Annotated in this window: 25 protein-coding genes and 1 pseudogene; 14 read left to right on the top strand and 12 right to left on the bottom strand. The window is 70.9% G+C overall.

Going from position 1 to position 22,979, the window contains the following annotated elements; genetic code table 11:
- Nucleotides 1-253: 253 nt before the first annotated feature.
- The 8 genes from D7X74_RS22315 to D7X74_RS22350 all read right to left on the bottom strand — a co-directional run bounded on the left by D7X74_RS22315 (nucleotide 254) and on the right by D7X74_RS22350 (nucleotide 5,947).
- Entirely contained in the window at nucleotides 254-706 is a 453-nt protein-coding gene (locus D7X74_RS22315; RefSeq protein ID WP_120535016.1) for a hypothetical protein, read from the bottom strand.
- Nucleotides 703-1,377: an anti-sigma factor gene (locus tag D7X74_RS22320; protein WP_120535017.1), complete on the bottom strand. Its 675-nt coding sequence runs from the start codon at nucleotides 1,375-1,377 to the stop codon at nucleotides 703-705. Before D7X74_RS22320 ends, D7X74_RS22315 begins: the two co-directional genes overlap by 4 nt.
- A gap of 84 nt (nucleotides 1,378-1,461) precedes the next feature.
- Nucleotides 1,462-2,076 (bottom strand): sigma-70 family RNA polymerase sigma factor, encoded by a 615-nt coding sequence (locus D7X74_RS22325; RefSeq protein WP_120535018.1) that lies wholly within the window; start codon nucleotides 2,074-2,076, stop codon nucleotides 1,462-1,464.
- 60 nt (nucleotides 2,077-2,136) lie between these two features.
- A complete protein-coding gene (locus tag D7X74_RS22330) occupies nucleotides 2,137-3,201 on the bottom strand; it encodes an Immediate early protein ICP0 (protein ID WP_120535019.1) in 1,065 nt (354 codons plus the stop codon).
- 170 nt (nucleotides 3,202-3,371) lie between these two features.
- Nucleotides 3,372-3,884: a hypothetical protein gene (locus tag D7X74_RS22335; RefSeq protein WP_120535034.1), complete on the bottom strand. Its 513-nt coding sequence runs from the start codon at nucleotides 3,882-3,884 to the stop codon at nucleotides 3,372-3,374.
- Nucleotides 3,884-4,783: an oxygen-dependent coproporphyrinogen oxidase gene (hemF, locus tag D7X74_RS22340; RefSeq protein WP_120535020.1), complete on the bottom strand. Its 900-nt coding sequence runs from the start codon at nucleotides 4,781-4,783 to the stop codon at nucleotides 3,884-3,886. The genes D7X74_RS22335 and hemF overlap by 1 nt, the downstream gene beginning before the upstream one ends.
- 43 nt (nucleotides 4,784-4,826) lie before the next feature.
- Nucleotides 4,827-5,576: a hypothetical protein gene (locus D7X74_RS22345; protein ID WP_233595757.1), complete on the bottom strand. Its 750-nt coding sequence runs from the start codon at nucleotides 5,574-5,576 to the stop codon at nucleotides 4,827-4,829.
- A gap of 80 nt (nucleotides 5,577-5,656) precedes the next feature.
- Nucleotides 5,657-5,947 carry a DUF3467 domain-containing protein gene (locus D7X74_RS22350; protein WP_120535036.1) on the bottom strand — a complete coding sequence of 97 codons (291 nt, stop codon included), beginning with the start codon at nucleotides 5,945-5,947 and terminating at the stop codon, nucleotides 5,657-5,659.
- 70 nt (nucleotides 5,948-6,017) lie between these two features.
- Between D7X74_RS22350 and D7X74_RS22355 the strand changes: the two genes are divergently transcribed.
- Nucleotides 6,018-6,815 (top strand): carboxylesterase, encoded by a 798-nt coding sequence (locus tag D7X74_RS22355; RefSeq protein WP_120535037.1) that lies wholly within the window; start codon nucleotides 6,018-6,020, stop codon nucleotides 6,813-6,815.
- Here the strand turns inward: D7X74_RS22355 and D7X74_RS22360 are convergent.
- A complete protein-coding gene (locus D7X74_RS22360) occupies nucleotides 6,769-8,889 on the bottom strand; it encodes an ATP-binding protein (RefSeq protein ID WP_158622277.1) in 2,121 nt (706 codons plus the stop codon). The genes D7X74_RS22355 and D7X74_RS22360 overlap by 47 nt on opposite strands.
- Nucleotides 8,890-9,090: 201 nt before the next feature.
- Between D7X74_RS22360 and D7X74_RS22365 the strand changes: the two genes are divergently transcribed.
- The 5 genes and pseudogenes from D7X74_RS22365 to D7X74_RS44310 all read left to right on the top strand — a co-directional run.
- Complete coding sequence (locus tag D7X74_RS22365) at nucleotides 9,091-9,816, top strand: ABC transporter ATP-binding protein (RefSeq protein ID WP_120535022.1); 726 nt, start codon at nucleotides 9,091-9,093, stop codon at nucleotides 9,814-9,816.
- Nucleotides 9,813-12,353 carry an FtsX-like permease family protein gene (locus D7X74_RS22370; RefSeq protein ID WP_120535023.1) on the top strand — a complete coding sequence of 847 codons (2,541 nt, stop codon included), beginning with the start codon at nucleotides 9,813-9,815 and terminating at the stop codon, nucleotides 12,351-12,353. Before D7X74_RS22365 ends, D7X74_RS22370 begins: the two co-directional genes overlap by 4 nt.
- A gap of 3 nt (nucleotides 12,354-12,356) precedes the next feature.
- Nucleotides 12,357-13,559 carry a lipocalin-like domain-containing protein gene (locus D7X74_RS22375; protein ID WP_120535024.1) on the top strand — a complete coding sequence of 401 codons (1,203 nt, stop codon included), beginning with the start codon at nucleotides 12,357-12,359 and terminating at the stop codon, nucleotides 13,557-13,559.
- Between the two features lie 100 nt (nucleotides 13,560-13,659).
- Complete coding sequence (locus tag D7X74_RS44305) at nucleotides 13,660-13,842, top strand: hypothetical protein (RefSeq protein WP_233602199.1); 183 nt, start codon at nucleotides 13,660-13,662, stop codon at nucleotides 13,840-13,842.
- Nucleotides 13,843-13,857: 15 nt separating this feature from the next.
- A pseudogene (locus tag D7X74_RS44310) lies at nucleotides 13,858-14,085 on the top strand (DUF3574 domain-containing protein); the annotation flags it as partial.
- 23 nt (nucleotides 14,086-14,108) lie between these two features.
- Here the strand turns inward: D7X74_RS44310 and D7X74_RS22385 are convergent.
- Nucleotides 14,109-14,504, bottom strand: coding sequence for a Dabb family protein (locus D7X74_RS22385; RefSeq protein WP_120535025.1), 396 nt, complete (start codon nucleotides 14,502-14,504; stop codon nucleotides 14,109-14,111).
- A gap of 111 nt (nucleotides 14,505-14,615) precedes the next feature.
- Between D7X74_RS22385 and D7X74_RS22390 the strand changes: the two genes are divergently transcribed.
- A complete protein-coding gene (locus D7X74_RS22390; RefSeq protein ID WP_120535026.1) occupies nucleotides 14,616-15,023 on the top strand; it encodes a helix-turn-helix domain-containing protein in 408 nt (135 codons plus the stop codon).
- On the opposite strand, the gene D7X74_RS22395 is transcribed toward D7X74_RS22390, so the two are convergent.
- Complete coding sequence (locus D7X74_RS22395; RefSeq protein ID WP_120535027.1) at nucleotides 14,959-15,852, bottom strand: NmrA/HSCARG family protein; 894 nt, start codon at nucleotides 15,850-15,852, stop codon at nucleotides 14,959-14,961. The two genes, D7X74_RS22390 and D7X74_RS22395, sit on opposite strands and share 65 nt — an antisense overlap.
- Nucleotides 15,853-15,923: 71 nt before the next feature.
- Between D7X74_RS22395 and D7X74_RS22400 the strand changes: the two genes are divergently transcribed.
- From D7X74_RS22400 to D7X74_RS22410, 3 genes are all read left to right on the top strand, one after another.
- Nucleotides 15,924-16,538 carry a TetR/AcrR family transcriptional regulator gene (locus D7X74_RS22400; RefSeq protein WP_233595756.1) on the top strand — a complete coding sequence of 205 codons (615 nt, stop codon included), beginning with the start codon at nucleotides 15,924-15,926 and terminating at the stop codon, nucleotides 16,536-16,538.
- 58 nt (nucleotides 16,539-16,596) lie between these two features.
- Entirely contained in the window at nucleotides 16,597-17,580 is a 984-nt protein-coding gene (locus tag D7X74_RS22405; protein WP_120535028.1) for an SDR family NAD(P)-dependent oxidoreductase, read from the top strand.
- A gap of 267 nt (nucleotides 17,581-17,847) precedes the next feature.
- Complete coding sequence (locus tag D7X74_RS22410) at nucleotides 17,848-18,387, top strand: hypothetical protein (protein WP_147446651.1); 540 nt, start codon at nucleotides 17,848-17,850, stop codon at nucleotides 18,385-18,387.
- Nucleotides 18,388-18,413: 26 nt separating this feature from the next.
- Here D7X74_RS22410 and D7X74_RS22415 read toward each other — a convergent pair whose 3' ends face one another.
- The gene (locus tag D7X74_RS22415) at nucleotides 18,414-18,830 is read right to left on the bottom strand and encodes a nuclear transport factor 2 family protein (RefSeq protein WP_120535030.1); all 417 of its coding nucleotides are present in this window, start codon (nucleotides 18,828-18,830) and stop codon (nucleotides 18,414-18,416) included.
- Between the two features lie 320 nt (nucleotides 18,831-19,150).
- Here D7X74_RS22415 and D7X74_RS22420 point away from each other — a divergent pair, with 320 nt between their 5' ends.
- The 4 genes from D7X74_RS22420 (at nucleotide 19,151) to D7X74_RS22435 (ending at nucleotide 22,722) form a co-directional block, all read left to right on the top strand.
- On the top strand, nucleotides 19,151-19,387 hold the full coding sequence (locus D7X74_RS22420; protein WP_120535039.1) for a hypothetical protein: 237 nt from the start codon (nucleotides 19,151-19,153) through the stop codon (nucleotides 19,385-19,387).
- A 211-nt stretch (nucleotides 19,388-19,598) separates the two neighbouring features.
- On the top strand, nucleotides 19,599-21,083 hold the full coding sequence (gene glpK, locus D7X74_RS22425) for a glycerol kinase GlpK (protein ID WP_120535031.1): 1,485 nt from the start codon (nucleotides 19,599-19,601) through the stop codon (nucleotides 21,081-21,083).
- A 74-nt stretch (nucleotides 21,084-21,157) separates the two neighbouring features.
- The gene (locus D7X74_RS22430) at nucleotides 21,158-21,469 is read left to right on the top strand and encodes a 4a-hydroxytetrahydrobiopterin dehydratase (protein ID WP_120535032.1); all 312 of its coding nucleotides are present in this window, start codon (nucleotides 21,158-21,160) and stop codon (nucleotides 21,467-21,469) included.
- Entirely contained in the window at nucleotides 21,466-22,722 is a 1,257-nt protein-coding gene (locus D7X74_RS22435; protein ID WP_120535033.1) for a hypothetical protein, read from the top strand. Before D7X74_RS22430 ends, D7X74_RS22435 begins: the two co-directional genes overlap by 4 nt.
- Nucleotides 22,723-22,979: the final 257 nt, after the last annotated feature.

A 22,979-nucleotide genomic window follows, 5' to 3' on the forward strand; every position in this document is an offset into this window, starting at 1 on the left:
TCCCTGCCCCGAGGGCCGAGCCCCACCCCCGCCCCACGTCATCCGGGGGACGGAGCCCTCCGCCGCCAGGGCGCATCAGCGCGTCCACACCGGAGTGGATGTACGAGAGGTAGGGAAGATTCAGGGCCGGAGGGACATCCGCGCGGGGCCGCCCGGAGAGGAGGGGGCCATCCTGGCGCGGCGGGCACGGCGTCCAGCGACTTCCCGGACGGCGCCTGCCCGAAGGCGGCGCGCATCCGTCACGACGACAGCGCTACTTGGAGGGCGGCACCAGGACGAGGATGAGGTCCCCACCCACGTGCTTGCCGGCCTTCTGGTACACGGCGCCCTGGCGGCCCAGCTCCACCTCGACCGACGACTGGCTCGGGATGATGACGCGCAGGGTGGCGATGCCTTCCTTCATGCCCAGCAGCTGCAGGGAAGCGTTCGTCCCGTTGGGCAGCTTCACCTCGGTGGGCTTCTGTGCGCCCACCTCCACCACGTCCAGCGACATGCGCTTGAAGGACGTGAAGCTGAAGTTCTGCTTCTGGAACGCCTCCTTCATCTTGTTGAGCTCCGCGGGCTCCACCGCGGTGCCCTTGTTGGAGGCCAGCACCACCTCCACCTGCACCTTCACCTTGGCGTCCTGGGCGAAAGCCACCGCCGGCCCCAGCGTCAGACCCACGGCGAGCACCAGTCCCAGCACCGCCCACACCTGCTTCGTCATAGCGCTCCTCCCGTGGGACGCGGCGGGACGGCGGGGGCCGCCGGCTGCCGCGTGCCCTGGCCGTCCAGCTCCCCACCCAACTCCTCGGCTTCCGTCCCGTCCAGCTTCTTCGGCTGACCGCTGACACCGTCCGGGGCGTTCTTCACGGGCTCCGGGGCCTGCTCCTGCTCGTCCACCATCCAGATGATGGAGCCGCCGCCCTCGGTCTCCATCACCACCGGCGCGACACGGGCGCCCTGGTAGGACTGGATGGACTTCACCGTCATGCGCTCGGCGGCGTAGCCCTCCGGGGCTCCGTCGCGCAGCAGCAGGGGCAGCGCCACCAGCATCACCACCGCGGCGGTGGCCATGGAGGAGAGCATCGCGGTGCGCTGGTAGAGGAACATCTCCGACAGGGCCAGCCGCATCCGTTCAATGAGCGGCGGCTTCTCCGGCGTCACCCGGGCCATCACCTTCTGGGCGAAGTCCTTGAAGTCGACGTCGTCCACCGCCATGTCCAGGCCCACCCGGAGCAGGCCGGACTCGGCGCGCAGGTCGGCCGAGCGGCCGGTGCAGTCGCGGCAGGCGGCCAGGTGGCGCTCCACGTGGACCCGTTCCGAGGGGGCGAGTTCGCCATCGATGTAGGGAGACAGGAGCGGGACAAAACGCTCACACGCGGGATTTCCGGCCATGCTCTTCACCCTGCGGGCTGGTGGGAATGCGTGGGTGGGACGCGGCGGCCCCCACGGATATTCGAGGGGGTCTTCCGATCGCCCTCACTCACTGCCCACTCCGCTCTTGGCTTCGTCCAGCTCCAGGTAATCGCTGAGGATTTTCTGCACCTTGGCGCGCGCGTGGAACAGGCGGCTCATCACGGTGCCCTTGGGAATGTCCAGGGTGCGGGCCAGGTCCTCGTAGGACATGCCCTCGATTTCGCGCAGGAGCAGGATGGCGCGGTGCTTCTCCGGCACCGTGGCCAGGGCCTCCTGGATCTTCTCCGCCAGCTCCTTCCGGAGGGCGCTCTTCTGGGGATTGGTCCCCAGGCGGCTGCCGAGCGCTCCGATGCGGGCCTCCGACAGGTCCATGTCCTGGGACTCGTCGAACTCCACCGCCTCGCCACCGCCCCGGCGCTTGCGGAGCACGTCGATGCAGATGTTCGACGTGATGCGGTACAGCCACGTGTAGAAGGACGCGTCGCCCTTGAAGTGGTCCAGGTACTTGTAGACCTTGACGAACGCCTCCTGGGAGACGTCCATCGCTTCCTCCTTGTCCTTCAGCATACCGAGCGCAACGGCGTACACCTTGCGCTGGTAACGCTCGACGAGGAGCTTGAAAGCGCGCTGGTCCCCGCTGCGGACGCGCTTGACGAGTGTAAGGTCGTCGGTGGCCAAGAGTGCGGCACCGTAACACAAGCCGCCATAACCCCAAGTCTTCCGAACAGGCTCCTTGCTTTAGAGGGAGCTGACCAGGGCGATGACCGCCAGGGCGACGCCCGTGATGGCCAGCACGGCCCCGAAAACCATCCGGTCCCACTGTCCTTCGGAGAGGGCGTCGTCCTCCTCCGGGCCGGCGCGGAAGCGGTGGAGCACGTTCCAGAACATCCGTCCGCCGAGCTTTCTATCGGAGCCGCGCCGGTCGGGGTCGCCCGGGGGCAGGGGCTGGCCCTGTTCGTCCCGGCGGATGAACGGTCCGGGCATCGGCTGGTAGAGGCCGGGCGTCATCGGGGCCGCCTGCTCGGAGTGCCGCACGTCGGGCGGGGGCTCCAGTTGGACGTCCTTCGCGCGCTCGCGGGCCTCCTCGGGCGACGGCGCGTCCAGCACCCAGAGCCCCGCCTCCACGCCTGTCTGCCCGCTGTGGGCGTCCTGGAGCTGGGCGAAGCCCTGGTCCTTCAGCGCCTGGGCGAAGGCGGCCTTGCCCTCCGGGGTGGGCGGGTGCCGGGTGGCGGCCTCCGCGTAGGCGGCGAAGAAGGCCCACAGGCGGGCCACCCGGTCCGACGAGGGCAGCGACGCGGGCCGCACCTGCGCGGACAGGAGCGCGCCATCCGAGGCGAAGCGCTTGGCCACCGCGGGGGAGTTCTCCAGGTCCTTCAGGTCGCCGGGGACCAGCGATTCCACGTCCCGCACCGGTCCGCGCGCCTCGCCCGCGCCCAGGTAGGGGCTGGCGGTGGTGGGCTGCTGCCCGGGCGTCCGGAAGCCGTCCTTCAGCTTGCGCTGCTGCGGCGGCGCGGCGCCCGGCTCGCGGGGAGGCTCGAAGCCCGTGCCGGGTTGCGCGCGGGGACCTCGCGTCGTCCCCGGACCGCGCGGCGTACCGGGACCGCGCGGCGTGCCGGGCTTCGGGAGGGGGATGCGGACCGACTGCGGCCCCACTTCCGCCCCCTCCGGCAGGCCGGTGCGGACCGACGGGGGCCCTGCGTCCGACCCCTCCGGAGGCGTTCCAGGGTCCTGCCCCTCACCGCCGGGGAAGCCCACGGAGACACCTCCGGGAAGCCCCTCCCCACCCGGAGAGGGCTCCATCATCCCATCATCCTGGAAGGGCGACGGAACGGGGGCCGTGACGGGCGCGGGGGCGGACCCCGTGTCGGAGCGGGGCCCGTTGCGCGGATCCGGCCCGCGAGGACCGCGAATGTCTCCGACATTTCCCATCCACCGGATTCTCTCACATCGAGAACCCGGAGTTGCATGGGGGGCTACTCGCCCTCGCGCTCCACTTCCATGGGGCTGGTCATTCCGTTGGCGTCCAGACGGATCCGATAGACGGCGTTGAGGCCATCACCGTCCGCGTCCGCGCGGGCGAGGCAGGACACCTCCGGTTCACCCACCGGGCTCTCCTGCACCGTCACCTCGTACTGGAAGTGCACGGAGGGGCCCGGCTCGAAGCCAATGCGGTGGAAGTCCTCGTGGTCGTGGGCGAAGGGCACCGCCTCGCCGTCGCGGGGCACCGGCGAGGGGAACGGCGCGATGGGCACGTAGTCGCCGTGCTCGTCCCGGAACGCCTGCACGGCGTCACACAGCGCCAGCACCTGGATGCGCGCCTCGTTGGCCAACTGCTCCGGCGAGGCCCGGCCGCCAGAGCGCGTGGGGCCCGTCAGGATGAGCAGCAGGGACAGGCCCAGGCCCGCCACGACCGCGGCGACGAGGCCCGCCACCACCGCCTTGCTGCGGCGGGGCGCGGCTCCAGACGGAGGAGGCGGCGGCTGCATCAGGCCCACTCCCGGGGGTTGCGCAGCACCTCTTCCAGCCGGGCCTCGGGGGTGCCGGGCTCCGGGTGGTAGTCGTAGCGCCAGCGCACGCGCGGCGGCAGCGACATGAGGATGGACTCCGTGCGCCCCTGCGTCTCCAGGCCGAAGATGGTGCCCCGGTCATAGACGAGGTTGAACTCCACGTAGCGGCCCCGGCGCACCTCCTGCCAGAAGCGCTGCGCCTCCGTCACCGGCGTGTCCTTGCGCCGCTGCGCGATGGGCAGGTACGCGGGGATGAAGGAGTTGCCGCACGCCTGCACGAAGGCGAACTCGCGCTCCAGGTCGCCGCCCATGTTCTCGAAGAAGAGGCCGCCCACGCCGCGCGCCTCGCCCCGGTGGCGCACGTGGAAGTACGTGTCACACGCGGCCTTGAAGCGCGGGTAGTACGTGGCGTCGTGCGCGTCGCACGCGGCCTTGTGCACGCGGTGGAAGTGCGCGGCGTCCTCGTCGTGCAGGTAGTACGGCGTCAGGTCCGCGCCTCCGCCGAACCACGCTCTCCCGCCCTGCTGGATGAAGCGGTAGTTGGCGTGCACCGTGGGCACGTGCGGGCTTCGGGGGTGCAGCACCAGCGACAGGCCGCCGGCCCAGAAGGTGCGCCCCTCGCCCTGGAGCTTCTTGGCGAAGGCCTCCTCCAGTTCGCCGTACACGATGGAGGTGTTCACGCCCGCCTTCTCCAGGACGGCGCCCTCCTCCAGCACGCGGCTGCGGCCACCGCCGCCACCCGGACGGCTCCACGCGTCCTCGCGGAAGCGGCCCTGCCCATCCAGCGTCTCCAGCGCGCCGCAGATGTCGTCCTGGAGCTTCTGGATGAAGGCCGTCATGCGCTCCTTCATCCCCTCCACGTCCACCGTCGCCGTCATGTGCCCGTTGTCTCCCGTGCGGTACGAACGGGCGCGGATGCTACTAGGGCCCCTGGGCGGAAGGGGCCTCGAAGTCCACCGGAGGCGTGGAGGGCGCCAGGTTGCCCGCCGCGTCGAAGGCCTCGATGCGGGCGCGGTAGCTGCGGCCGTCCTCCAGCGCGAACGCCCCGCCGCAGGCCTCATGGCCCAGATAAGCGGTGTTGGACTGGATGGGCAGCAGGTACTGCTGGGGGCTGACGCCCAGCCGGCGCGGGGCCAGCTTCACCACCAGGAACGAGGGGCTCTCCTCGCGCAGGGCCAGGTTCAACTTCACGAAGCGCGCGATGCCCTGGGGCGAGCGGCGCACGAAGCCCTCCGACACGGCGGGCTTCTTCACCCACTTGGGGGCCTTCGTGTCGGCGCCCTTGCCGCTGAGCCATGAAGGCTGGACGCCGGGACGGCCGTTGAGCACCACCACCCCCGGCAGCACCTCATCCAGGCGCAGCAGGTAGCGCTTGTCGGGCTGCATCGGCTCCGCCAGCTTGAGGATGACGACGGCGCGGCCCAGGGTGCTCTCCCAGCCCTTGGTCACCTTGAGCTTCACCTCGTGGCCATCCGCCTCCAGCTTCAGCGGCTTGCCGACCAGCCCGAGCACGGGCGAGCGCGCCGTCCCCACGCCCTCCAGCAGCAGGCGCATGTTGGTGGGGACGATGCCCCCGGGTGACGGGTACAGCTGGACGCCGTCCCCGGTGCACTGGGCGGAGGCGGAGGCGGCGGACAGCAGGGCAGCGATGAACACGCAGGCGCGGAACACGGTGCCTCCCAGTGTGCGCCGGGAACGGCCGCAGGGAAAGTCAAAGCGGACCCCGGGGCCCGGCACCGGACGGAGGTGCCTCAGTGGCGGGGGCCCTCATCCTCATTGAGGACGATGGGGCCGAAGCGCTCCTCGTGGCGCCGCAGGTTCTCCTGGAGGACGCCCAGCAGGCGCTTCAGGTGACGCGGGCTGGTGATGACGCGCGAGCGGACGCGGGCCAGGGGCTGCTGCGGCTGGACGAAGAGGAAATCCAGCACGAACTCCGTCTCCGTGTGGTTCACCAACGCCATGTTGCAGTACTGGCCGTTGGCGACCTCGTCATCCATCTGCACCTGAAGCTGCATGTCCGGGGGTTTCGGAGTGTCCGCCATGAGGCAGGCGGCATAGCGCCTGGGGCCCGCCATGGCCAGTGTCCACCGGGTGAGCACGCGCTGGCGGGACATCGACGGGGAGTCCACGGCCGCCTTCGCGCTGGGGCGAGGCCCGGATGCCTGCCTGCTCCTACACGGTTTCACGGGGAGCCCGTGGGAAGTGCGGCCCCTGGGTGAAGCCCTGGCGGCGCGCGGGATGCGCGTCGTGGCGCCCCGGCTTCCGGGCCATGGCACCACGCCGGAAGCCTTGTTGGAGGTGGACCATCACGACTGGCAGGACGCCGCGGAGGAGGCGTTGGCGTCCCTCCGGGGCCACCGCCGCGTGTTCGTGGCGGGACTGTCCATGGGAGCACTCCTGGCGCTGCGGCTGGCCGCGCACCATCCGGAGCAGGTGCACGGACTCGCGCTGGTGGCGCCCGCGGTGCGCTTCCGGGGGCCGCGCATGGCGCTGGTGCGCCAGTTGGTGCGCACGCCCCTCCTCCAATGGACGACGCCGTGGGTGGACAAGGGCAGCACGGACATCTCGGATCCTCTGACGCTGTCGCAGGCGCCCGTGCTTCCGGCCTTCCCGGTGGCCCGGCTGCGGGACCTGTGCACGCTGCAGGACCTGGCGGTGACGGACGCGCCCCGGGTGCGCTGTCCGGTGCTGGTGGCGACCGCGGAGCAGGACCACGTGGTGGATCCGGAGGGCGGACGCTGGCTGGTGCGGAGGATGACGGCGTCCCCGGCGGTGCGGCTCGTGAGCTTCCGCGAGGGCTTCCACATCATCCCGCGCGACGTGTCCGGGCCCCTGCTGGCCACGGAGGTGGGCGACTTCCTTTTCAGGAACGCGGCGGAATGGGAGGCGCAAGGCGCGCCACCGCCGTGAGCAATTCCACCGCGTCCAGCGGCTTGGTGACGAAGGCGCTGAAGCCCGCGCGCAGGGCCCGGTCCCGGTCCTCGCGGCGCGCGGCGGCGGTGACGGCCAGGGCCGGCACCCCGCCCCCGGACTCCCACGGCAGCGCGCGCAGCCGGTACAGGAGCGAATAGCCGTCCTCGCCGGACAACGTCACGTCCGTCACCAGCACGGTGGGCGGAGACCTGCGCACCTCATCCATCGCGTCGGTGACGTTGGTGGCGGTGAGGACGTGGGCGCCCACGCGGGTGAGCAGCACGGACATCCATTCACGCGCGTCCGGCGCTCCATCCACCACCAGCACGCGCTGGCCCTCCAGCTCCGGGAAGCGCGGCAGCGACAGGCCCTCCACGGGCCTTGGCTCGCGCGTCGCACCCGGGGTGGCCCCCACGCGCGAGCGGGGCAGGAAGACGGTGAAGGTGGAGCCCCGGCCGGGCCCTTCGCTGGCCGCGGACACGGCGCCGCCGTGCAGCTCCACCAGGTGGCGGACGATGGACAGCCCCAGGCCCAGCCCTCCGTGCTGACGGCTGACGCTGGTGTCCGCCTGATGGAAGCGCTGGAAGAGGAAGGGCACGAAGTCGGTGGGGATGCCCTCGCCGTCGTCCTTCACCACCAGCTCCGCGCCCTCGTCGCGCGTGCGCGCGGACACCGACACGCGGCCTCCGGGCGGGGTGAACTTGATGGCATTGGCGAGCAGGTTCCACACCACCTGCTGCAACCGGTCCGGGTCGCCGAACAGCGGCACGCCGTCCGAGTCCACGGAGAGCTCCAGCTCCAGCTCGCGCGCGAGCGCCGTGGGCCGCACCGCGTCCAGCGCCGCCTCCACCACGCGCCCCAGCTCCAGCGGCACGGGCTCCAGGCGCAGCCGCCCGTTGGCGATGCGGCTGATGTCCAGCAGGTCCTCGATGAGCTGGCGCTGGGCGCGCGCGTTGCGCTCGATGGCCTCCACGGCGCGCTGGCGCTTGTCCTCGCCCAGCAGGCCCTGCCGCAACATCTGCGACCAGCCGAGGATGGACGTGAGCGGCGTGCGCAGCTCATGGGACACCATGGCCAGGAACGCGTCCTTGGCGCGGCTGGCGGCCTCGGCGGCGCCACGGGCCGCGCGCTCCTCGTCGTAGAGCCGCGCGCGGTCCAGGGCCTGCGCGCACTGGCGGGCCACCGTCAGGAGGAAGGCGCGCTCCGCCTCGTCGAAATCGCGCGCGTCGCCGAAGCCCAGGCCCAGCGCGCCGAGCACGCGCCCGCCGCTCACCAGCGGCACCGAGGCCCACGCCGAAAGCGCCAGCGTCCGGGGCAGCATTGCCAGACGCGGGTAGCGCGCCATGCACTCCGTCCACGAGCCCAGCGCGGACGGCTCGCGGGTGCGCGTCACGTCCGTGAGGGGACAGGTGGAGGAGACGTCGAAGCGCTGCCAGTCCTCCAGGTCCCCCGGGGCGAAGCCGTGCGCGGCGACGCGCTCGAAGACGTCCGCGGCCTCCGACGTGGGCACCACGACGAGGCCGGTGAGGGCGCCCAGCGCGATGGCGCCTTCGCGCGCGGCCACCTCCACCACCTGCGCGGGGGTGAGCGCCTCGGAGAGCGCGGCGGTCATCGCCTGCAGGCGTTCGGTGCGCCAGGACGCGGTGGTCCACGCGGCGCGGCGCGTCTCCACCAGCTCCGTCACGTCCACCGCGAAGGCGAGCACGCCCTCCACCTGTCCCTGCGCATCGCGGCGGGGAAGCAGGGAGAGGTTGAAGAAGAAAGCGTCGTCGGAGGGGTGGGCGCGGGCGGAGGTCTCCCGCAGGTGCAGGGCCTGCCCGGTGGTGAAGACGCGGTCCCAGGCGTCGTGCCAACCGGCGCCGTCCAGTTGGGGACAGGCCTGACGCAGGGGGACGCCCACCTGTCCGCGCGTGTCGAGCAGCGTCAGGCGCGTGGCCGTGCTGAACTCGATGAGGTGGCCCGGCCCCCGGTAGAGGCCGAAGAAGGCGGGGAGCTGCTGGAGCAGCTCCTGGAGTCGTGGGGGGTCGCCTCCGCCGGGCGCGGGCACCCAGACGGCCTGGGCTTCGTTCACGGGCTGCCCCCTGCCTTCCCTGACGGGGTCATCCTCCAACGTCAGGCATCCCAGCATGGCACGAAACGCACCCCGGGACGGGAGCGGAGGCCCTGAGTCAGACGCACCCTCCCACTGCTGACGTCCAGTAGAGGGCATCCGCCCCATCCGCCCGGGGAAGCCGGCCCGGAAGCCGGGCATCGGTTATGTCGGGTGACAGGCATGCCCTCCTCTCCTCCTGATTCGCGGCCTCTCGTCGAACTGCGCGCCGTCACCAAGTCCTACGCGGAGGGAGACTCCGTGCGCGAGGTGCTGTCCGGCACGTCGCTCACCCTGCACCGGGGCGAGTTCGTGGTGCTGCTGGGCCGCAGCGGCTCCGGCAAGTCCACGCTGCTCAACCTCATCAGCGGCATCGACCAGGCGACGCAGGGCGAAATCCTGGTGGAGGGCCGCGACCTGGGGCGCATGAAGGAGAAGGAGCGCACGCTGCTGCGCCGCGAACGCGTGGGCTTCATCTTCCAGGCCTTCAACCTGCTGCCCACGCTGACGGTGGAGGAGAACGTGCGGCTGCCCCTGGAGCTGCTCGGCCGCACGGGCGCGGAGGCCGGTGCGCGGGCGCACGAGCTGCTCCAGCGCGTGGGCCTGGAAGGCCGGGCGAAGAGCTTCCCGGACCGGCTGTCCGGCGGCGAGCAACAGCGCGTGGCGGTGGCCCGGGCCCTGGCCCACGCTCCACCGCTGCTCCTGGCGGACGAGCCCACGGGCAACCTGGACGAGGAGACCGGCAAGCACGTGCTGGACCTGCTGGAGGGGCTCACGCGGCAGGGCGATGCGTGCGCGCTCATCGTCACGCACGAGCCCGGCATGGCGGCCCGCGCGGACCGTGTCCTGACCATGGAAGGCGGTCGGTTGGTGGAGCGGCCCGGCGGCGCGCGAAAGGGGGCGCCGTGAAGATGCTGCTCGCGCGCTCCAGCCTGCGCCACCTGGGCGGGCACCCGTGGCTCACCGCGCTGTCGCTGCTGGGCATCGCGATGGGCGTGGCGGTGGTGGTGTCCATCGACCTGGCGAGCGGCAGTGCGCTGCGCGCCTTCGAGCAGTCCACCGACGTCGTCGCCGGCAAGGCCACGCATCAAATCGTGGGCGGTACGTCGGGCCTGCCGGAGGGGGTCTACACCGCGCTGAAGCTGCGCCCGGACGCGCCGGAAGCGGCGCCCGTGGTGCAGGGCTTCGTGCGGGTGGAGGGGGGCAACCGCCGCACGCTCACGCTGCTGGGATTGGATCCGTTCGTGGAAGCCCCCTTCCGCGACTTCTCCACTGGGAACGCAGTGGGGGACGTGGGCGAGCTGCTCACGAAGCCCGGCACGGTGGTGATGGGCGCGAAGACGGCGCGGGCGCTGGGTGTGAAGGCGGGCGACACGCTGGCCGTGACGGTGATGGGGCTGCGCCGGGAGCTGCGCGTGTCGGCCCTGCTGTCCCCGACGCAGGAGACGACGGAGCGGGCGCTGGAGTCGCTCCTGATTTCGGACCTCTCCACCGCGCAGGAGGTGCTGGGCCAGACGGGCCGGCTGACGCGCGTGGACCTGAAGCTCCCGGACGATGAGGCGCGGGCCGCGCGCCTGAGGGCCGCGCTCCCCCCGGGCGCGGAGCTGGTGCGGACGTCGGGACGCGCGGGCACGGTGGAGCAGATGACGCGGGCGTTCCGCACCAACCTCACCGCGCTGTCGCTGCTGGCGCTCGTGGTGGGGATGTTCCTCATCTACAACACGATGACGTTCTCGGTGGTGCAGCGGCGCGGGATGCTGGGCCGGCTGCGCGCGGTGGGCGTGACGCGCGGAGAGCTGTTCGCGCTGGTGCTGGGCGAGGCGCTGGTGCTCGGCATCGTGGGCACGACGGCGGGCCTGCTGCTGGGCATCCTGATGGCCAGCGGCCTCGTGGGCCTCATCACGCGCACCATCAATGATTTGTACTTCGTGGTGAACGTGCGCCGGTTGTCATTGGAGCCGTTCACGCTCATCAAGGGCCTGGGCCTGGGCCTGGGCGCCACGGTGCTGGCGGCGCTGGTGCCCGCGTGGGAGGCCGCGCGCGCGACGCCGGTGACGGCGCTGCGGCGCTCCACGGAGGAGGACGTGTCCCACCGAAAGGCCCCCCAGCGTGCGTTGCTGGGATTGGGGGTCCTCGCCGTCTCCATCGGGCTGCTCGCGTGGCCCACGCAGGCGCTGTCCCCGGCGTATGCGGGACTGTTCGGCGTGATGATGGGCACCGCGCTGCTGGTGCCCTGGGTGACGGAGAAGCTGACGGTGGCGGCGGCGCGGCCCCTGGGCGCGCTGTTCGGTCCGCTGGGTCGCATGGCGGCGCGCGGGGTGACGGCGAGCCTGTCGCGCACGGCGGTGGCCCTGGCGGCGCTGATGGTCGCGGTGGCGACGACGGTGGGCGTGGGGCTGATGGTGTCCAGCTTCCGGGGCACGGTGGCGGCGTGGCTGGAGTCCGCGCTGCAGGCGGACGTGTTCGTGTCCCCGCCTTCGCTGGTGGCCCGGCGGGGGGACTCCGCGCTGGTGCCGGGGCTCGCGGAGAAGCTGCGCTCGACGCCCGGGGTTGAAGCGAGCGGCTCCATCCGCGTGGTGCACGTGCGCATCGGCGACGTGGAGACGGACCTGCTCGCCATCGACTTCGCGAAGGGACACGCGCGGGCGTATCGCTTCAAGGAAGGACGCGCGGAGGACGTGTGGCGGCAGGTGGACGCGTCCCGGGACGTGGTGCTCGTGTCGGAGCCCTTCGCCTTCCATCGCGGCGTGCACGCGGGCGACACGTTGCGCGTGGCCACGGACAAGGGCCTGCACGACTTCCGCGTTGCGGGCGTGTACTTCGACTACGGCTCCGACGTGGGGACCGTGATGATGGCGCGCGCCACGTATGAGCATTGGTACGAAGACCGGGGCGTCACCGGCCTGTCGTTGTTCGCGGCGCCGGGACAGGACGTGGATGTGCTGGTGTCCCGGGTGAGGGACAGGGCGGGCGGTGAGCAGGCCTTGAACGTGAATGCCAACCGGGCGCTGCGGCAGGCCTCGATGGAGGTGTTCGACCGCACCTTCACCATCACGCAGGTGCTGCGCCTGCTGGCCATTGGCGTCGCGTTCGTGGGCGTGTTGAGCGCGCTGATGTCCCTGCAACTGGAGCGGGCGCGCGAGTTCGCGGTGCTGCGCGCGACGGGGCTCACGCCGGGACAGCTCTGGGGAATGGTGTCTTTGCAGACGGGCCTGCTGGGCTTGCTGGCGGGGCTGTTCTCCATCCCGCTGGGGCTGGCGCTGGCCTACGTGCTGGTGCACGTCATCAACCAGCGCTCGTTCGGGTGGACGTTGCAGTTGGTGGTGTCCCCCGGCGTGGTGGGACAGGCGATGTTGCTGGCCCTGGTGGCGGCGGCGCTCGCGGGCCTGTACCCGGCGTGGCGGATGGCGCGAGCGAACCCGGCCATGGCGTTGCGGGAGGAGTGAGACATGGGTCGCCGACTCGTCATCGGAATCGTGTGGGTGCTGGCCGCGCTGGGCGTGGCGGTGGGCGTGGTGATGCGGGACACGGAGCAGGCGGGCCAGGAGCAATCCGGCACGATGACGGTCGCGGGAGCGCTGGGAGGCGAGGGCAGCCTGGAGGGCTATGCGCGCGCCGTGGAGCCCCGTCCCTTCCGCTTCCCGGAGGACCACGGCCCCCACCCCGACTTCCGCACCGAGTGGTGGTACTGGACGGGCAACCTGGAGACGGAGGACGGGCGGGCCTTCGGCTATCAGTTCACGCTGTTCCGCAGCGCGCTGGCGCCGGAGAAGTCCGACCGGGACTCGGCCTGGGGCACGCGGCAGGTGTTCATGGGGCACTTCACGGTGTCGGACGTGAGCGCCGGGCGCTTCCACGTCACCGAGCGCTTCAGCCGCGCGGCCGTGGGACTGGCGGGTTCGGACGGGTCCCCCTTCCATGTCTGGCTTCAGGACTGGGACGTGCGAAGCGAAGGCACCGCGGGCACGTGGCCCATGCACCTGCGAGCCCAGGGCGACGGCGTGACGCTGGACCTGGTGATGGATGAAGGCAAACCGCCGGTGCTCCAGGGCGACCGGGGGCTGAGCCAGAAGAGCGCGGAGAAGGGCAACGCGTCCTATTACTACTCCCTGACGCGCATGCCTTCGCGGGGCACGGTGTCCGTGGATGGGCAGACGGTGTCCGTGAAGGGTGAGAGCTGGATGGACCGCGAGTGGAGCACCAGCGCGCTGGGCCCGGACCTGGTGGGCTGGGACTGGTTCGCGCTCCAGCTCTCCGACGGCAGCGAGCTGATGAACTACCAGCTGCGGAAAAAGGACGGGAGCGCGGACCCCTTCAGCGCGGGCACCTGGAATCCGCCCACCGGGGACGCCATGCACCTGACCCGCGAGGACGTGAAGCTGGAGGTGCTCAGCACCTGGAAGAGTCCGCGCGGGACGCTGTACCCGTCACGCTGGCGCCTCCAGGTGCCCAGGCTGGCCCTGGACCTCACCGTGACGCCGAAGCTCGCGAACCAGGAGCTGCCGGTGAGCGTGCGCTATTGGGAAGGCGCGGTGTCGCTGGAGGGCACGCGTGAAGGAAAGCCCGTGCAGGGACGCGGCTACGTGGAGCTGACCGGGTACGCGGACTCCATGAAGCCGGAGGACTCGACGACCCGCAGCCGCACGCCGTAGATGAATGCACTGCAATGGACGGCCCGGACTGCCAGGGATTGGCAACGGCGACACCGGAAGAGCAAGACAGTGTCCCCATATATTTCCGGAGCTACACGCAATGCGCCTTTCAAAGGGTCTGTTCCCGGGGTGTGTCTTCGCGCTGGGCCTGGGTGCCACCGCCTGTGGAGACGACGAGCCGGATGCCCCAAGCTGCACGGTCGGCAGCCAGCAGTACCGCACGGACCTGTTCTTCGGGCGGGACCGCGTGGGCGACGTGCCTGTCAGCGAGGCGGAGTTCTAGGGGTTCGTCGACACCGTCGTCACGCCCCGCTTCAAGGATGGGCTGACCCTGTACGACGCGAACGGGCAGTACCAACTGGAGGACGGCACGCTCGTGCATGAGCTCAGCAAGATCATGGTGCTCCTGCATGACGGCAGCACGGCGCGCTCGGCGGACATCGACTTCATCCGAGAGGAGTACAAGCGCCAGTTCAACCAGGAGGCCGTGCTCCGCATCGACTCCACGCCCTGCGTCGCGTTCTAGCCTCCGCGGCCACCAGCCTCACTCTACAATCCGATGTCGGGGATGGCGGCGAGGAGCGCGGCCCATTCCGGGTCGCTGGCCATCTTCTCCCGGTGCATGGCCTGGATCTTCTCCCCCAGCGCGGGGTCGGCGTCATCGGTCAGGGCCATGCGCCGGAGCCTGGCAATGAGCGGCAGGAAGAGCAGGTCCCCCGCGCGGTGCTCGGGTGCGTCGAAGTACTTCCGCAGTGCTGCCAGGTCCGCGATGCCCACGCAGTAGGCGTGCGTGTAGCCCTCGGCCGGGTCACCCAAATCCCTTCCGACGACCGAAAACGAGACGGCGTCTGTCTTCGACGTGCGGGTGATGGCCGCGAGGGCTTGCGCCTTCTCCGCTTCGGTCACCCCGTCCTTGAAACGGAAGCGCAGCAGATTGATGAACATGGTGTCACCTCCCGCGCGAAAGATAGCGGCGGGCTCGTTCCAGGGAAGGAGGTAACCTTGGGTAACCACCACATCGTGGTTTCCCTCCGGTTACCACTCCCGTGACGCCCCATGCTCCGCCGCCGCAAGAACAAGACGCCGCCGCTTCCACCCCTCTGCCCGCTCACCGAGTGCATGAAGCTCCTCGGTGGCGCATGGACCGCGAACCTCGTCTGGCGCCTCAGTGGAGAGCCGCGGCGCTTCAGCGAGCTGCGCTCCGACATTCCGCGCATCTCCGCGAAGGTGCTCAGCGCGCGACTGCGCGCGCTCGAGAAGAACGGCGTGCTCACGCGTCACGTCGTCGCGAGCTCACCGCCTTCGGTGGAGTACGCACTGACCGAGATGGGCCGCGAGCTCATCCCGGTCATCGAAGCCATCGTCCAGGTGGGGATGAAGCTCCAGCACAGGGTGGAGGTCAGGCCGCGAAGCGTGCCTGGATCTGCGCCGCGCCCCCGCGCTCGAGCCACGCATCGAACGTGAGGAGACCCGGCGATAGCCGCCGCAGCGCCGCGACGTTCGCGTTCCCGACCGCGGTCCCCTCGTCGACCAGCTCGACGAGGCGGCTCAAGAGCGCGCTCTGCGCCAGGAACTCGGGAGGGAAACGCGCGTAGGAGATGGACGCGTGGGTCGCACGTCCAATCTTCTCGGCGAGCTGGTTCCCGGTGAGTTCATCCCCCGCCAGCTCCAGGGTGGTTCCGGCATGCGTGCCCGGCTCCGCGAACACGCGCGCGACGAGCACGCCGATGTCGTCGCTCGCGATGAACTGCATCGTGCGGTCCGGTCGGACGAAGAACCGGAGCGCGCGCTGCGCCAGTCCGAAATGCGGCTCGAGAAGGATTTCCATGAACGCCGACGGCCGCACGATGGTCGCGCGAAGGCCGCTCGCGCGGACGTGCTCCTCGATCCTCCACTTGCTCTCGAAGTGGCCGACACCCGTGCCGGGACGCAGGCCCGCCATCGACGTGTAGACGAAGTGCTCGACGCCCGCGGCCTTCGCCGCGTCCACGGCGCCCACGCCGAAGCGGAACTCGTCGTCGTCACTGACGCCGTACTGGGGCTGACCCGAGCTCGGCTGGATGCTGAAGACACCGTATGCACCCACGAGCGCACGGTCGAGCGACGCGCGGTCCCCCATGTCACCGCGCACCAGCTCCACGCCCGACGCCTCCAGCGCCCGGGCCTTCGCGCTCGAAGGGTCGCGCACGAGCGCGCGGACGCTCCAGCCGTCCTTGCGCAACGCACGCGCCGTCGCGCCTCCCTGTTGTCCCGTCGCTCCAAGCACCAGCACGCGTTCGCCCTGGGTCGCCATCACGGCCTGCCTTTCTTTCCATAAACGGAGGGTTGCTCCGCTTGAATACGGAGCTATGCTCCGTTTTTCAAGTGGCAGCGAAGCTCCCGAAGAATTCAGCGGACGACACGACCGGCGGCGCCATGCGCGCGGACGCGAGGCGCAACCGCGACCGGTTGCTCGCGGCGGCGGACGCCGTGTTCACCGAGCGCGGCGCGGACGCGTCGCTCAATGACGTGGCGAAGCGGGCGGAGGTAGGCATTGGAACGCTCTACCGACACTTCCCGACGCGCGAAGCGCTCCTGGGCGCGACCTGCGACGAGCGGTTCCTGACGCTCGCGAAGCAGAGCCGCGAGCGCTCGGCATCCCTGTCCTCGATTGAAGCCCTGCGCGTCTTCCTGGAGGAGCTCGTGCACTACGCGGGCATCTACCAGGGGCTCGCGGCGTCACTGGGGGTTGTCCTGCGAAGTGGCACCGAGGGGTGTCACGCGACGACCGCCGAGGGACAGCGCCTGCTGGAGGCAGCGCAGCGCGAGGGTGAGGTTCGCGGCGACATCCGCCTGGATGACGTGGTGTGCATGGCGATGGCGATCTCGCTCTCCGCCGCGCAGGACGCGTCGGGACCCAAACGCATTCCACGCCTCACCGGCATGTTCATCGACGGGTTGCGTCCCCCACGCGAAGCGCGTGGCACACGACACCGCTGACCCCGGCGACCTCCAGGGCGCCATCACGGGCACGAAGTCCGGATAGAGTGCCCGGACCATGAACGTCCTCGTCACGGGTGCCACCGGTCTCATCGGCAATGCCATCGCCCACCGGCTCGCGAAGCGTGGGGACTCCGTCCGCGCGCTCGTGCGGGATGTCAGCAAGGCCGCGCCCCTGCTGCCGCCCTCCGTGCAGTGCATCCAGGGCGACATCACCGCCCCCGCGTCGCTGCCGGCCGCGATGCACGGGGTGGACATCGTCTTCCACGCCGCGGGCATGCCGGAACAGTGGCATCGCGACGACTCCATCTTCGACCGCGTGAACCGCCAGGGCAGCGTGAACGTCCTGTCCGCCGCGCACGCCGCGAAGGTGCGCCGCGTGGTCTACACGTCCACCATGGATGTCTTCGCCGCGCCCCGGGGCGGAGAAGTCACCGAAGCCAACATCGACGCGCACCCCAAGCCCACCGTCTACGAGCGCTCCAAGCAGGACGCCGAGCGCGCCGTCGAAGCCATCCGCCAGCAGGGCCTGGACGTCGTCTACATCAACCCGTCCGCCGTCTACGGCCCCAGCCCCGTGCACGTGGGCCTCAACTCCTTCTTCATCCAGCTCCTCAACAAGAAGGCCCCGCTGCTCCCTCCAGGCGGCATGTCCTGCGTCTACGTGGACGGCCTCACCGACGCGCAGCTCGCCGCCGCCGAACGCGGCGTCAACGGCGAGCGCTACCTCGTCTCCGACCAGTACATGAGCAACGCGGACTTGGCGCTCGCCATCCACAAGGCCGCTGGCGCCGGGAAGCCTCCCGCCACCGCGCCCGTCTTCCTGATGGAGGCCCTGGCCCGCGCCTCCGCGCCGCTCGCGCGCGTGCTCCCCTTCACGCCGCTCGTCGCGCCCGGCCAGCTCTCCTTCATGCGCTGGGAGGCCAACGTGAACTCGGCCAGGGCCCAGCGAGAGCTGGACTTCCGCCCCACCCCGCTCGAACAAGGCGTGGCCCGCACGGTGGCCTTCCTGCGGGAGAAGAAGCTCGTCCCCCAGGCCTGAAGCACCCGTCTGTCGTCAGCCCCGGCTGAGCGTGTCAGCGGATGTCATGGGTTGACCCAAACCCGGGAGTGTCAGACACCGCCTCCGTCGGGACAGACCCACTCCCTGGGCTGCTTTTCACGTGGAGTCAGGAAATTGGCGCGACTGGCATTGAGTGCTACCCAGCAAGGGCTGGCGCACGTCCTTGCCGGTCCGCCCCTTCACCCCTCCCATCCCATGTCCGCTCCCATGCCTCGCCGGGCGGCGCTCCCTTCGTGGGCGCCGTTGATGGCCGCCGTGTCCGCGATGTTCGCGCTGGCGGGTTGTCAGCACGACGTCGCGCCCTCCGAGTCAGGGGCTGCCCGCATCGTCATCTCCGGCCCGCGGGTGGCGCCGGTGGCACCTGAGGTCGCGCCCCGCATCACCAGCGCCTTCCAGACAGCCCGGACCATCGGTCCGGGACATTCCGCGCGCGTCAACGTCCGGGCGATGGATCCGGAGGACACGACCCTGCGCTACGTCTGGGAAGCCACGGTGGGCACGCTGGGCAAGCCCAGAGCGCTTTCAGATGGCAGCGAAGCCCTCTGGACCGCCCCCGCGTGCGTGGCCGCGCAGCAGACACCCGTCGTGCACGTGCGCGTGACGAACGCGGCGGGCCTGGAGACACGCCAGACCTTCACGTTGAGCTGGACCGGACCGACGTGCCCCCTGGGGAAGGAGCGTCGCTCCAGGGTGCCAAACGCATCCGTGCAGCTGGCCCTGGGCTCGAACCCGGGCGGCACGGCGCGCGTGGGCTCCGAGCGTCCCCTGCCAGAGGATGTTCCTTGATGCATCCGGCGGGTGCGCGCCGTGGCTCAGCGAGGGCCCGGCGCGGACTCGTGGTAGTGGATGGCCCTCCACTCCCCGGCCTTGCGGTGGAAGACGAAGCTCACGCGGCCGTCGTTCGTGAACGTCCCCGCCCCGTCCGCCCGCTCGCCCTCGAAGCGATACGTGAAGAAGGCGAAGGCCACCTCGCCCATCACGTCGAGCGTCAGGTCTTCCAATGACATCCGCGAGCCCCGCTCCAGGTGGGTGCGCAGGGCGTCATAGTACTGGGAGATGCCCACCCACCCCCGGATGGTCCGGGCCCGCTCCTGCGCCACGTAGAGCAGCTGGGGGTACTCCCGGTCCCAGAGGGCCTGGAGCTTCGCGACATCCAGCGACTCGAAGCCACCGCGGTACTGCTCCAGCAGCGCCGTGAGCTGCTGCCTGTCCGTGTCCACCGACGCCATGCACCCCTCCCTGTCGCCCCACGAAAAGAACGTGGAGGCCCGCCCCACAGGGATGACGGGCCCCCACGCATGATGTCACCTGCTCGCATCGCGACCTACCTGGGGCATGCATCCGTTTTCCACGCGGCCTCGTAGCGCCAGGCCCTGAACCCGCCCGCCTGCCCACCGGGCGGCGCCACGGCGGCCCGTCGCGCCCGGCTCGACACGGGGTGTCGTCCCGCCATGGAAGGCCCACTTTAGAACGCACGCGCGTTCCCGACGGGTCCCATCCCCGCGAGGACGTGATGGACGCCCTCACCCTCTTTCCAAGGAGCGACATCATGGCATTGCTATCGAACCTGCTGGCCGCGCTGAGCGGCTCCCGCCGCAGCGTCCTCACCGGCAGCGGCTGGAACCGGGGACGCTCCTCCTATGGACGCCGTCCGCGCGGTTACGGCTACCGCGGACGCCAGTCCACCGGCGCGGGTGGCTCGTTCGGCCGGATGCTGCTCGCGGGCCTGGGCGCGTACGGCCTGCGCCGGTTCTTCAACAGCCGCTCGCGCGTCACCGGGTATTGAGCCGGACCGCCGGACGCGGGTGTCGCCGGGGAGTACCGTGGACTCCCCCTGTGCATGGCGCGCCCCCAGCCGGCCCCCCGGGCACCGGAGGGTTCCACGGCCTCCTCCCGGTGCCTGACATCCCGCACGCGCCGTCCGTGCGAGCGCCTCCGCCTGGAGTAGGGTCCGGTTCCATGACCGGCCCTCCGCCGGCGGAAGAGGACTCGCACACATGGCGAAGGCGAAATACGTCCTGGCCCTGGACCAGGGCACCACCGGAACCCACGTCTCCATCCTCGACACCCGGTTGCAGGTGGTGGGGCGCTCCTACAAGGAGCTGACCCAGCACTTCCCGAAGCCGTCGTGGGTGGAGCACGACCTGAACGAAATCTGGTCCACCAGCGAGTGGTGCATCGCGCGCGCCCTCAAGGACGCGGGGCTCACCGGCAAGGACATCGCCGTGGTGGGCATCACCAACCAGCGTGAAACCACCGGCCTGTGGACCCGCGACGGCGGCGAGCCCCTGGCGCGCGCCATCGTCTGGCAGGACCGCCGCACCGCGGACATCTGCCAGGAGCTCAAGAACCAGGGCGTGGAGCCCCGCGTGCGCGAGATGACGGGCCTTGTCCTGGACCCGTACTTCTCCGGCACCAAGCTCACCTGGCTCTTCAAGCACCTGAAGGGCGCGAAGAAGCGCGCGGAGAAGGGCGACGTGTGCTTCGGCACCATGGACTCGTGGCTCGTCTACAAGCTCACCGGCGGCGTGGCCCACGTCACCGACGTGTCCAATGCCAGCCGCACCCTGCTCATGGACCTGCGCTCGCTGGAGTGGGACAACGAGCTGTGTTCGCTCCTGGGCGTTCCGCGCGCGTGTCTGCCGGAGATCCGCGGCAACGCGGAGGTGTATGGCACCACGCGCGGCATGAAGAGCCTGCCGGACGGCGTGCTCGTGGCGGGCATGGCGGGCGACCAGCAGGCGGCCCTCTTCGGGCAGGCGTGCTTCAACCCCGGTGAATCCAAGTGCACCTACGGCACCGGCGCCTTCCTCTTGATGAACACCGGCACCCAGCCGGTGCGCTCCACGGCCGGGCTGCTCACCACCGTGGCGTGGAAGCTGGGGGACACCACGCACTACGCGCTGGAGGGCAGCTCCTTCATCGCGGGCGCCGCCGTGCAGTGGCTGCGCGACGGCCTCAAGGTCATCAAGCGCGCCCCGGACGTGGAGGCGCTGGCCGCCAGCGTGAAGGACTCCGGCGACGTCGTCTTCGTGCCGGCCCTGGCGGGCCTGGGCGCGCCGCACTGGCGCCCGGAGGCGCGCGGCCTGTTCGCCGGCCTCGACCGCTCCACCACCGTGGCGCACCTGGCGCGCGCGACGCTGGAGGGCGTGGCGCTCCAGATTTACGACCTGGCGGATGCGATGCGCCGCGACAGCGGGCGGGACATCCCCGTGTTCAAGGCGGACGGCGGCGCCGCGGCCAACAACCTGCTCATGCAGTACCAGGCCGACCTGCTGGGTGTGCCGGTGGTGCGTCCGCGCAACCTGGAGACCACCGCCCTGGGCGCGGCCTTCCTGGGCGGCCTGGGCGCCGGGGTGTGGACCAGCCCGGACGCCATCCGCCGCGCGTGGAAGGCGGACCGCACCTTCAAACCGAAGATGAAGCCCGACGTGCGCGCGCGCCACCTGGAAAAATGGAAGCAGGCGGTTTCACGCGCGTGAGTTGACACACCGAAGAGCGGACACCGCACGCGCCGGGGCTTCCATCGGAACAGGGAGCGGGTAGAACGCGAAGCATGGCCTACGACCGCACGTTGCTCTCCCCGGATGCGCTCCAGACCTTCCTCGCGAAGCACCCCGCCTGGACGCACGAGGGCGGGATGATCCGCCGCGTCTATGAGGCGCCCTCCTTCCTGGAGGGCATCGCCTTCGTGGAGAAGGTGGCCAAGGCCGCGGAGGCCGCCAACCACCACCCGGACATCGACATCCGGTGGCGCAAGGTGACGCTGGCGCTGGTGACCCACGACGCGGGCGGCATCACCTTCCGCGACACCGACCTTGCCACGGAGGCGGACCGCCTCTTCGGCGAAGGGGCCGGCGGTCGGTGATTCAAGGCTTGCGTGGCACGGCGTGGGCCCTGGCGTGCGCGGTGTGTCTCATCGCGTCCGCCGCCCCCGCCCAGGATGAGGTCCCCACCGAGCCCCGCCCGGAGCGGCTGTACCTCAACTCCGGCGCGCTCCTGGGCGCGGCGCGCGTGGTGGGCCTGGGCGGCGCCTACGTGGGCGTCGCGGAGGGCACCGGCGGCTTCGCCAGCAACCTCACCGCCCTGGCCCAGCGCAGCCCCACGCTGGAGCGCGACTGGGACATCGGCATCACCCTGTCCGCGTTGGACCTGCCCTTCACCGGGACCCAGAGTCGGGACCTGGACAACGACGGCCGGGCCGACGAAACCGTGAACAGCCGCCAGCTGCTGGGCGCGCTGATGCTGCAATACAAGCGCTTCGGCGTCGGCTTCCTGTGGCGCAACAGCAGCGCGGGCTACTGCATCAACGTCGGCTGCCGCAACCAGGGTGACAAGCTGAGCGTCTCCCTGTCCCAGTCCGCGCTCGCGGGCTCCATCGCCTTCGGTCAGGACGACTTCATCCTGGCGCTGGGCATCTTCTCCGCGGAGGCGAGCTTCAGCGAACAGGGCGACGAGTCCTGGCTCTACGGCGACTCCGGGGTGGCGGTGGACATGCTGTTCCGTCCGCACGGGCGGCCCTACCGCATCGGCGTGGTGGTGCGGCCGGAGGTGGTGGCCGGCTGGCGGCCCGCCGAAGGCCAGGGGGCCGTCATCGCGGGGCGGCAGATCTACTCGGCGGTGGTGTCGCCCGCGTTGCTGTCCATTGGCGCCAGTTGGAGGCTGGGCGAGGGCGCGCACCGCTACAACCGGCTGTCCCCGGCCGCGCGGCGGCAGCTCCTGGTGGACGGGGATGACCTGCCGGTGCCGGACGAGGGGCCGCGTGACGCGCCGTCCGGCCGGTGGCTCCTCACCGCGCAGGTGGACCTCATCTCCAGCGTGAGCAACGCGGTGGCGGCGCGCTCGCTCGCCTCCGCGGAGGAGCCGCAGCACGTGGGCGACTCCACCGCCTTCCAGCCGCGCCTGGGCGCCGAATGGGACACCTTCCCGGGCCGCCTCCGTCTGCGCGGCGGCACCTGGCTGGAGGCGTCCCCCTTCGCGGGCCGCAACCTGCGGCCGCACCTCACCGGCGGCTTCGAGCTGTTCGTGCTGAGCTACTGGGAGGACTGGTCCGTCTCCGCGTCGTTCGACCTGGCGAGCCGGTACACCAACTGGGGCGTCTCCATCGGCTTCTGGCGGTAATGTCTGGCTTTGGAGTCCGGGTGGGTAAACGCGAGGACCGACCAGGGTGCTCGCGTCCCCTCTCCACGGCGTCCCGCGCCCCACGCGCGTGACGCGCGGTGCGTTCAGCAGCGGGCGACCGAGCAGCCTCCAGGGCAGCCGTTGCTGGTGTGCGACAGCGTGAGGAACCTGCCATCCACGGAGGGGATTCCATGTATCTGGGGCGGGGGTGGCGCAGGACTGTCGTGAGAGCGACGGTGCTGGGTTTGGCGATGGGT

This window comes from Corallococcus sp. CA047B (genome assembly GCF_003612065.1).
GTDB classification, from domain to species: Bacteria; Myxococcota; Myxococcia; order Myxococcales; family Myxococcaceae; genus Corallococcus; species Corallococcus praedator.

Excerpts from the sequence above, each read along its gene's own strand:
- D7X74_RS22420 (WP_120535039.1), top strand. The coding sequence starts at position 19,151 with ATGGCATTGCTATCGAACCTGCTGGCCGCGCTGAGCGGCTCCCGCCGC.
- D7X74_RS22395 (WP_120535027.1), bottom strand. The coding sequence starts at position 15,852 with ATGGCGACCCAGGGCGAACGCGTGCTGGTGCTTGGAGCGACGGGACAA.
- D7X74_RS22410 (WP_147446651.1), top strand. The coding sequence starts at position 17,848 with ATGGCCGCCGTGTCCGCGATGTTCGCGCTGGCGGGTTGTCAGCACGAC.
- D7X74_RS22350 (WP_120535036.1), bottom strand. The coding sequence starts at position 5,947 with ATGGCGGACACTCCGAAACCCCCGGACATGCAGCTTCAGGTGCAGATG.
- D7X74_RS22330 (WP_120535019.1), bottom strand. The coding sequence starts at position 3,201 with ATGATGGAGCCCTCTCCGGGTGGGGAGGGGCTTCCCGGAGGTGTCTCC.
- D7X74_RS22405 (WP_120535028.1), top strand. The coding sequence starts at position 16,597 with ATGAACGTCCTCGTCACGGGTGCCACCGGTCTCATCGGCAATGCCATC.
- D7X74_RS22375 (WP_120535024.1), top strand. The coding sequence starts at position 12,357 with ATGGGTCGCCGACTCGTCATCGGAATCGTGTGGGTGCTGGCCGCGCTG.
- D7X74_RS22335 (WP_120535034.1), bottom strand. The coding sequence starts at position 3,884 with ATGCAGCCGCCGCCTCCTCCGTCTGGAGCCGCGCCCCGCCGCAGCAAG.
- hemF (WP_120535020.1), bottom strand. The coding sequence starts at position 4,783 with ATGACGGCGACGGTGGACGTGGAGGGGATGAAGGAGCGCATGACGGCC.
- D7X74_RS22315 (WP_120535016.1), bottom strand. The coding sequence starts at position 706 with ATGACGAAGCAGGTGTGGGCGGTGCTGGGACTGGTGCTCGCCGTGGGT.
- D7X74_RS22365 (WP_120535022.1), top strand. The coding sequence starts at position 9,091 with ATGCCCTCCTCTCCTCCTGATTCGCGGCCTCTCGTCGAACTGCGCGCC.
- D7X74_RS22320 (WP_120535017.1), bottom strand. The coding sequence starts at position 1,377 with ATGGCCGGAAATCCCGCGTGTGAGCGTTTTGTCCCGCTCCTGTCTCCC.
- D7X74_RS22415 (WP_120535030.1), bottom strand. The coding sequence starts at position 18,830 with ATGGCGTCGGTGGACACGGACAGGCAGCAGCTCACGGCGCTGCTGGAG.
- glpK (WP_120535031.1), top strand. The coding sequence starts at position 19,599 with ATGGCGAAGGCGAAATACGTCCTGGCCCTGGACCAGGGCACCACCGGA.
- D7X74_RS22390 (WP_120535026.1), top strand. The coding sequence starts at position 14,616 with ATGCTCCGCCGCCGCAAGAACAAGACGCCGCCGCTTCCACCCCTCTGC.
- D7X74_RS44305 (WP_233602199.1), top strand. The coding sequence starts at position 13,660 with ATGCGCCTTTCAAAGGGTCTGTTCCCGGGGTGTGTCTTCGCGCTGGGC.
- D7X74_RS22385 (WP_120535025.1), bottom strand. The coding sequence starts at position 14,504 with ATGTTCATCAATCTGCTGCGCTTCCGTTTCAAGGACGGGGTGACCGAA.
- D7X74_RS22430 (WP_120535032.1), top strand. The coding sequence starts at position 21,158 with ATGGCCTACGACCGCACGTTGCTCTCCCCGGATGCGCTCCAGACCTTC.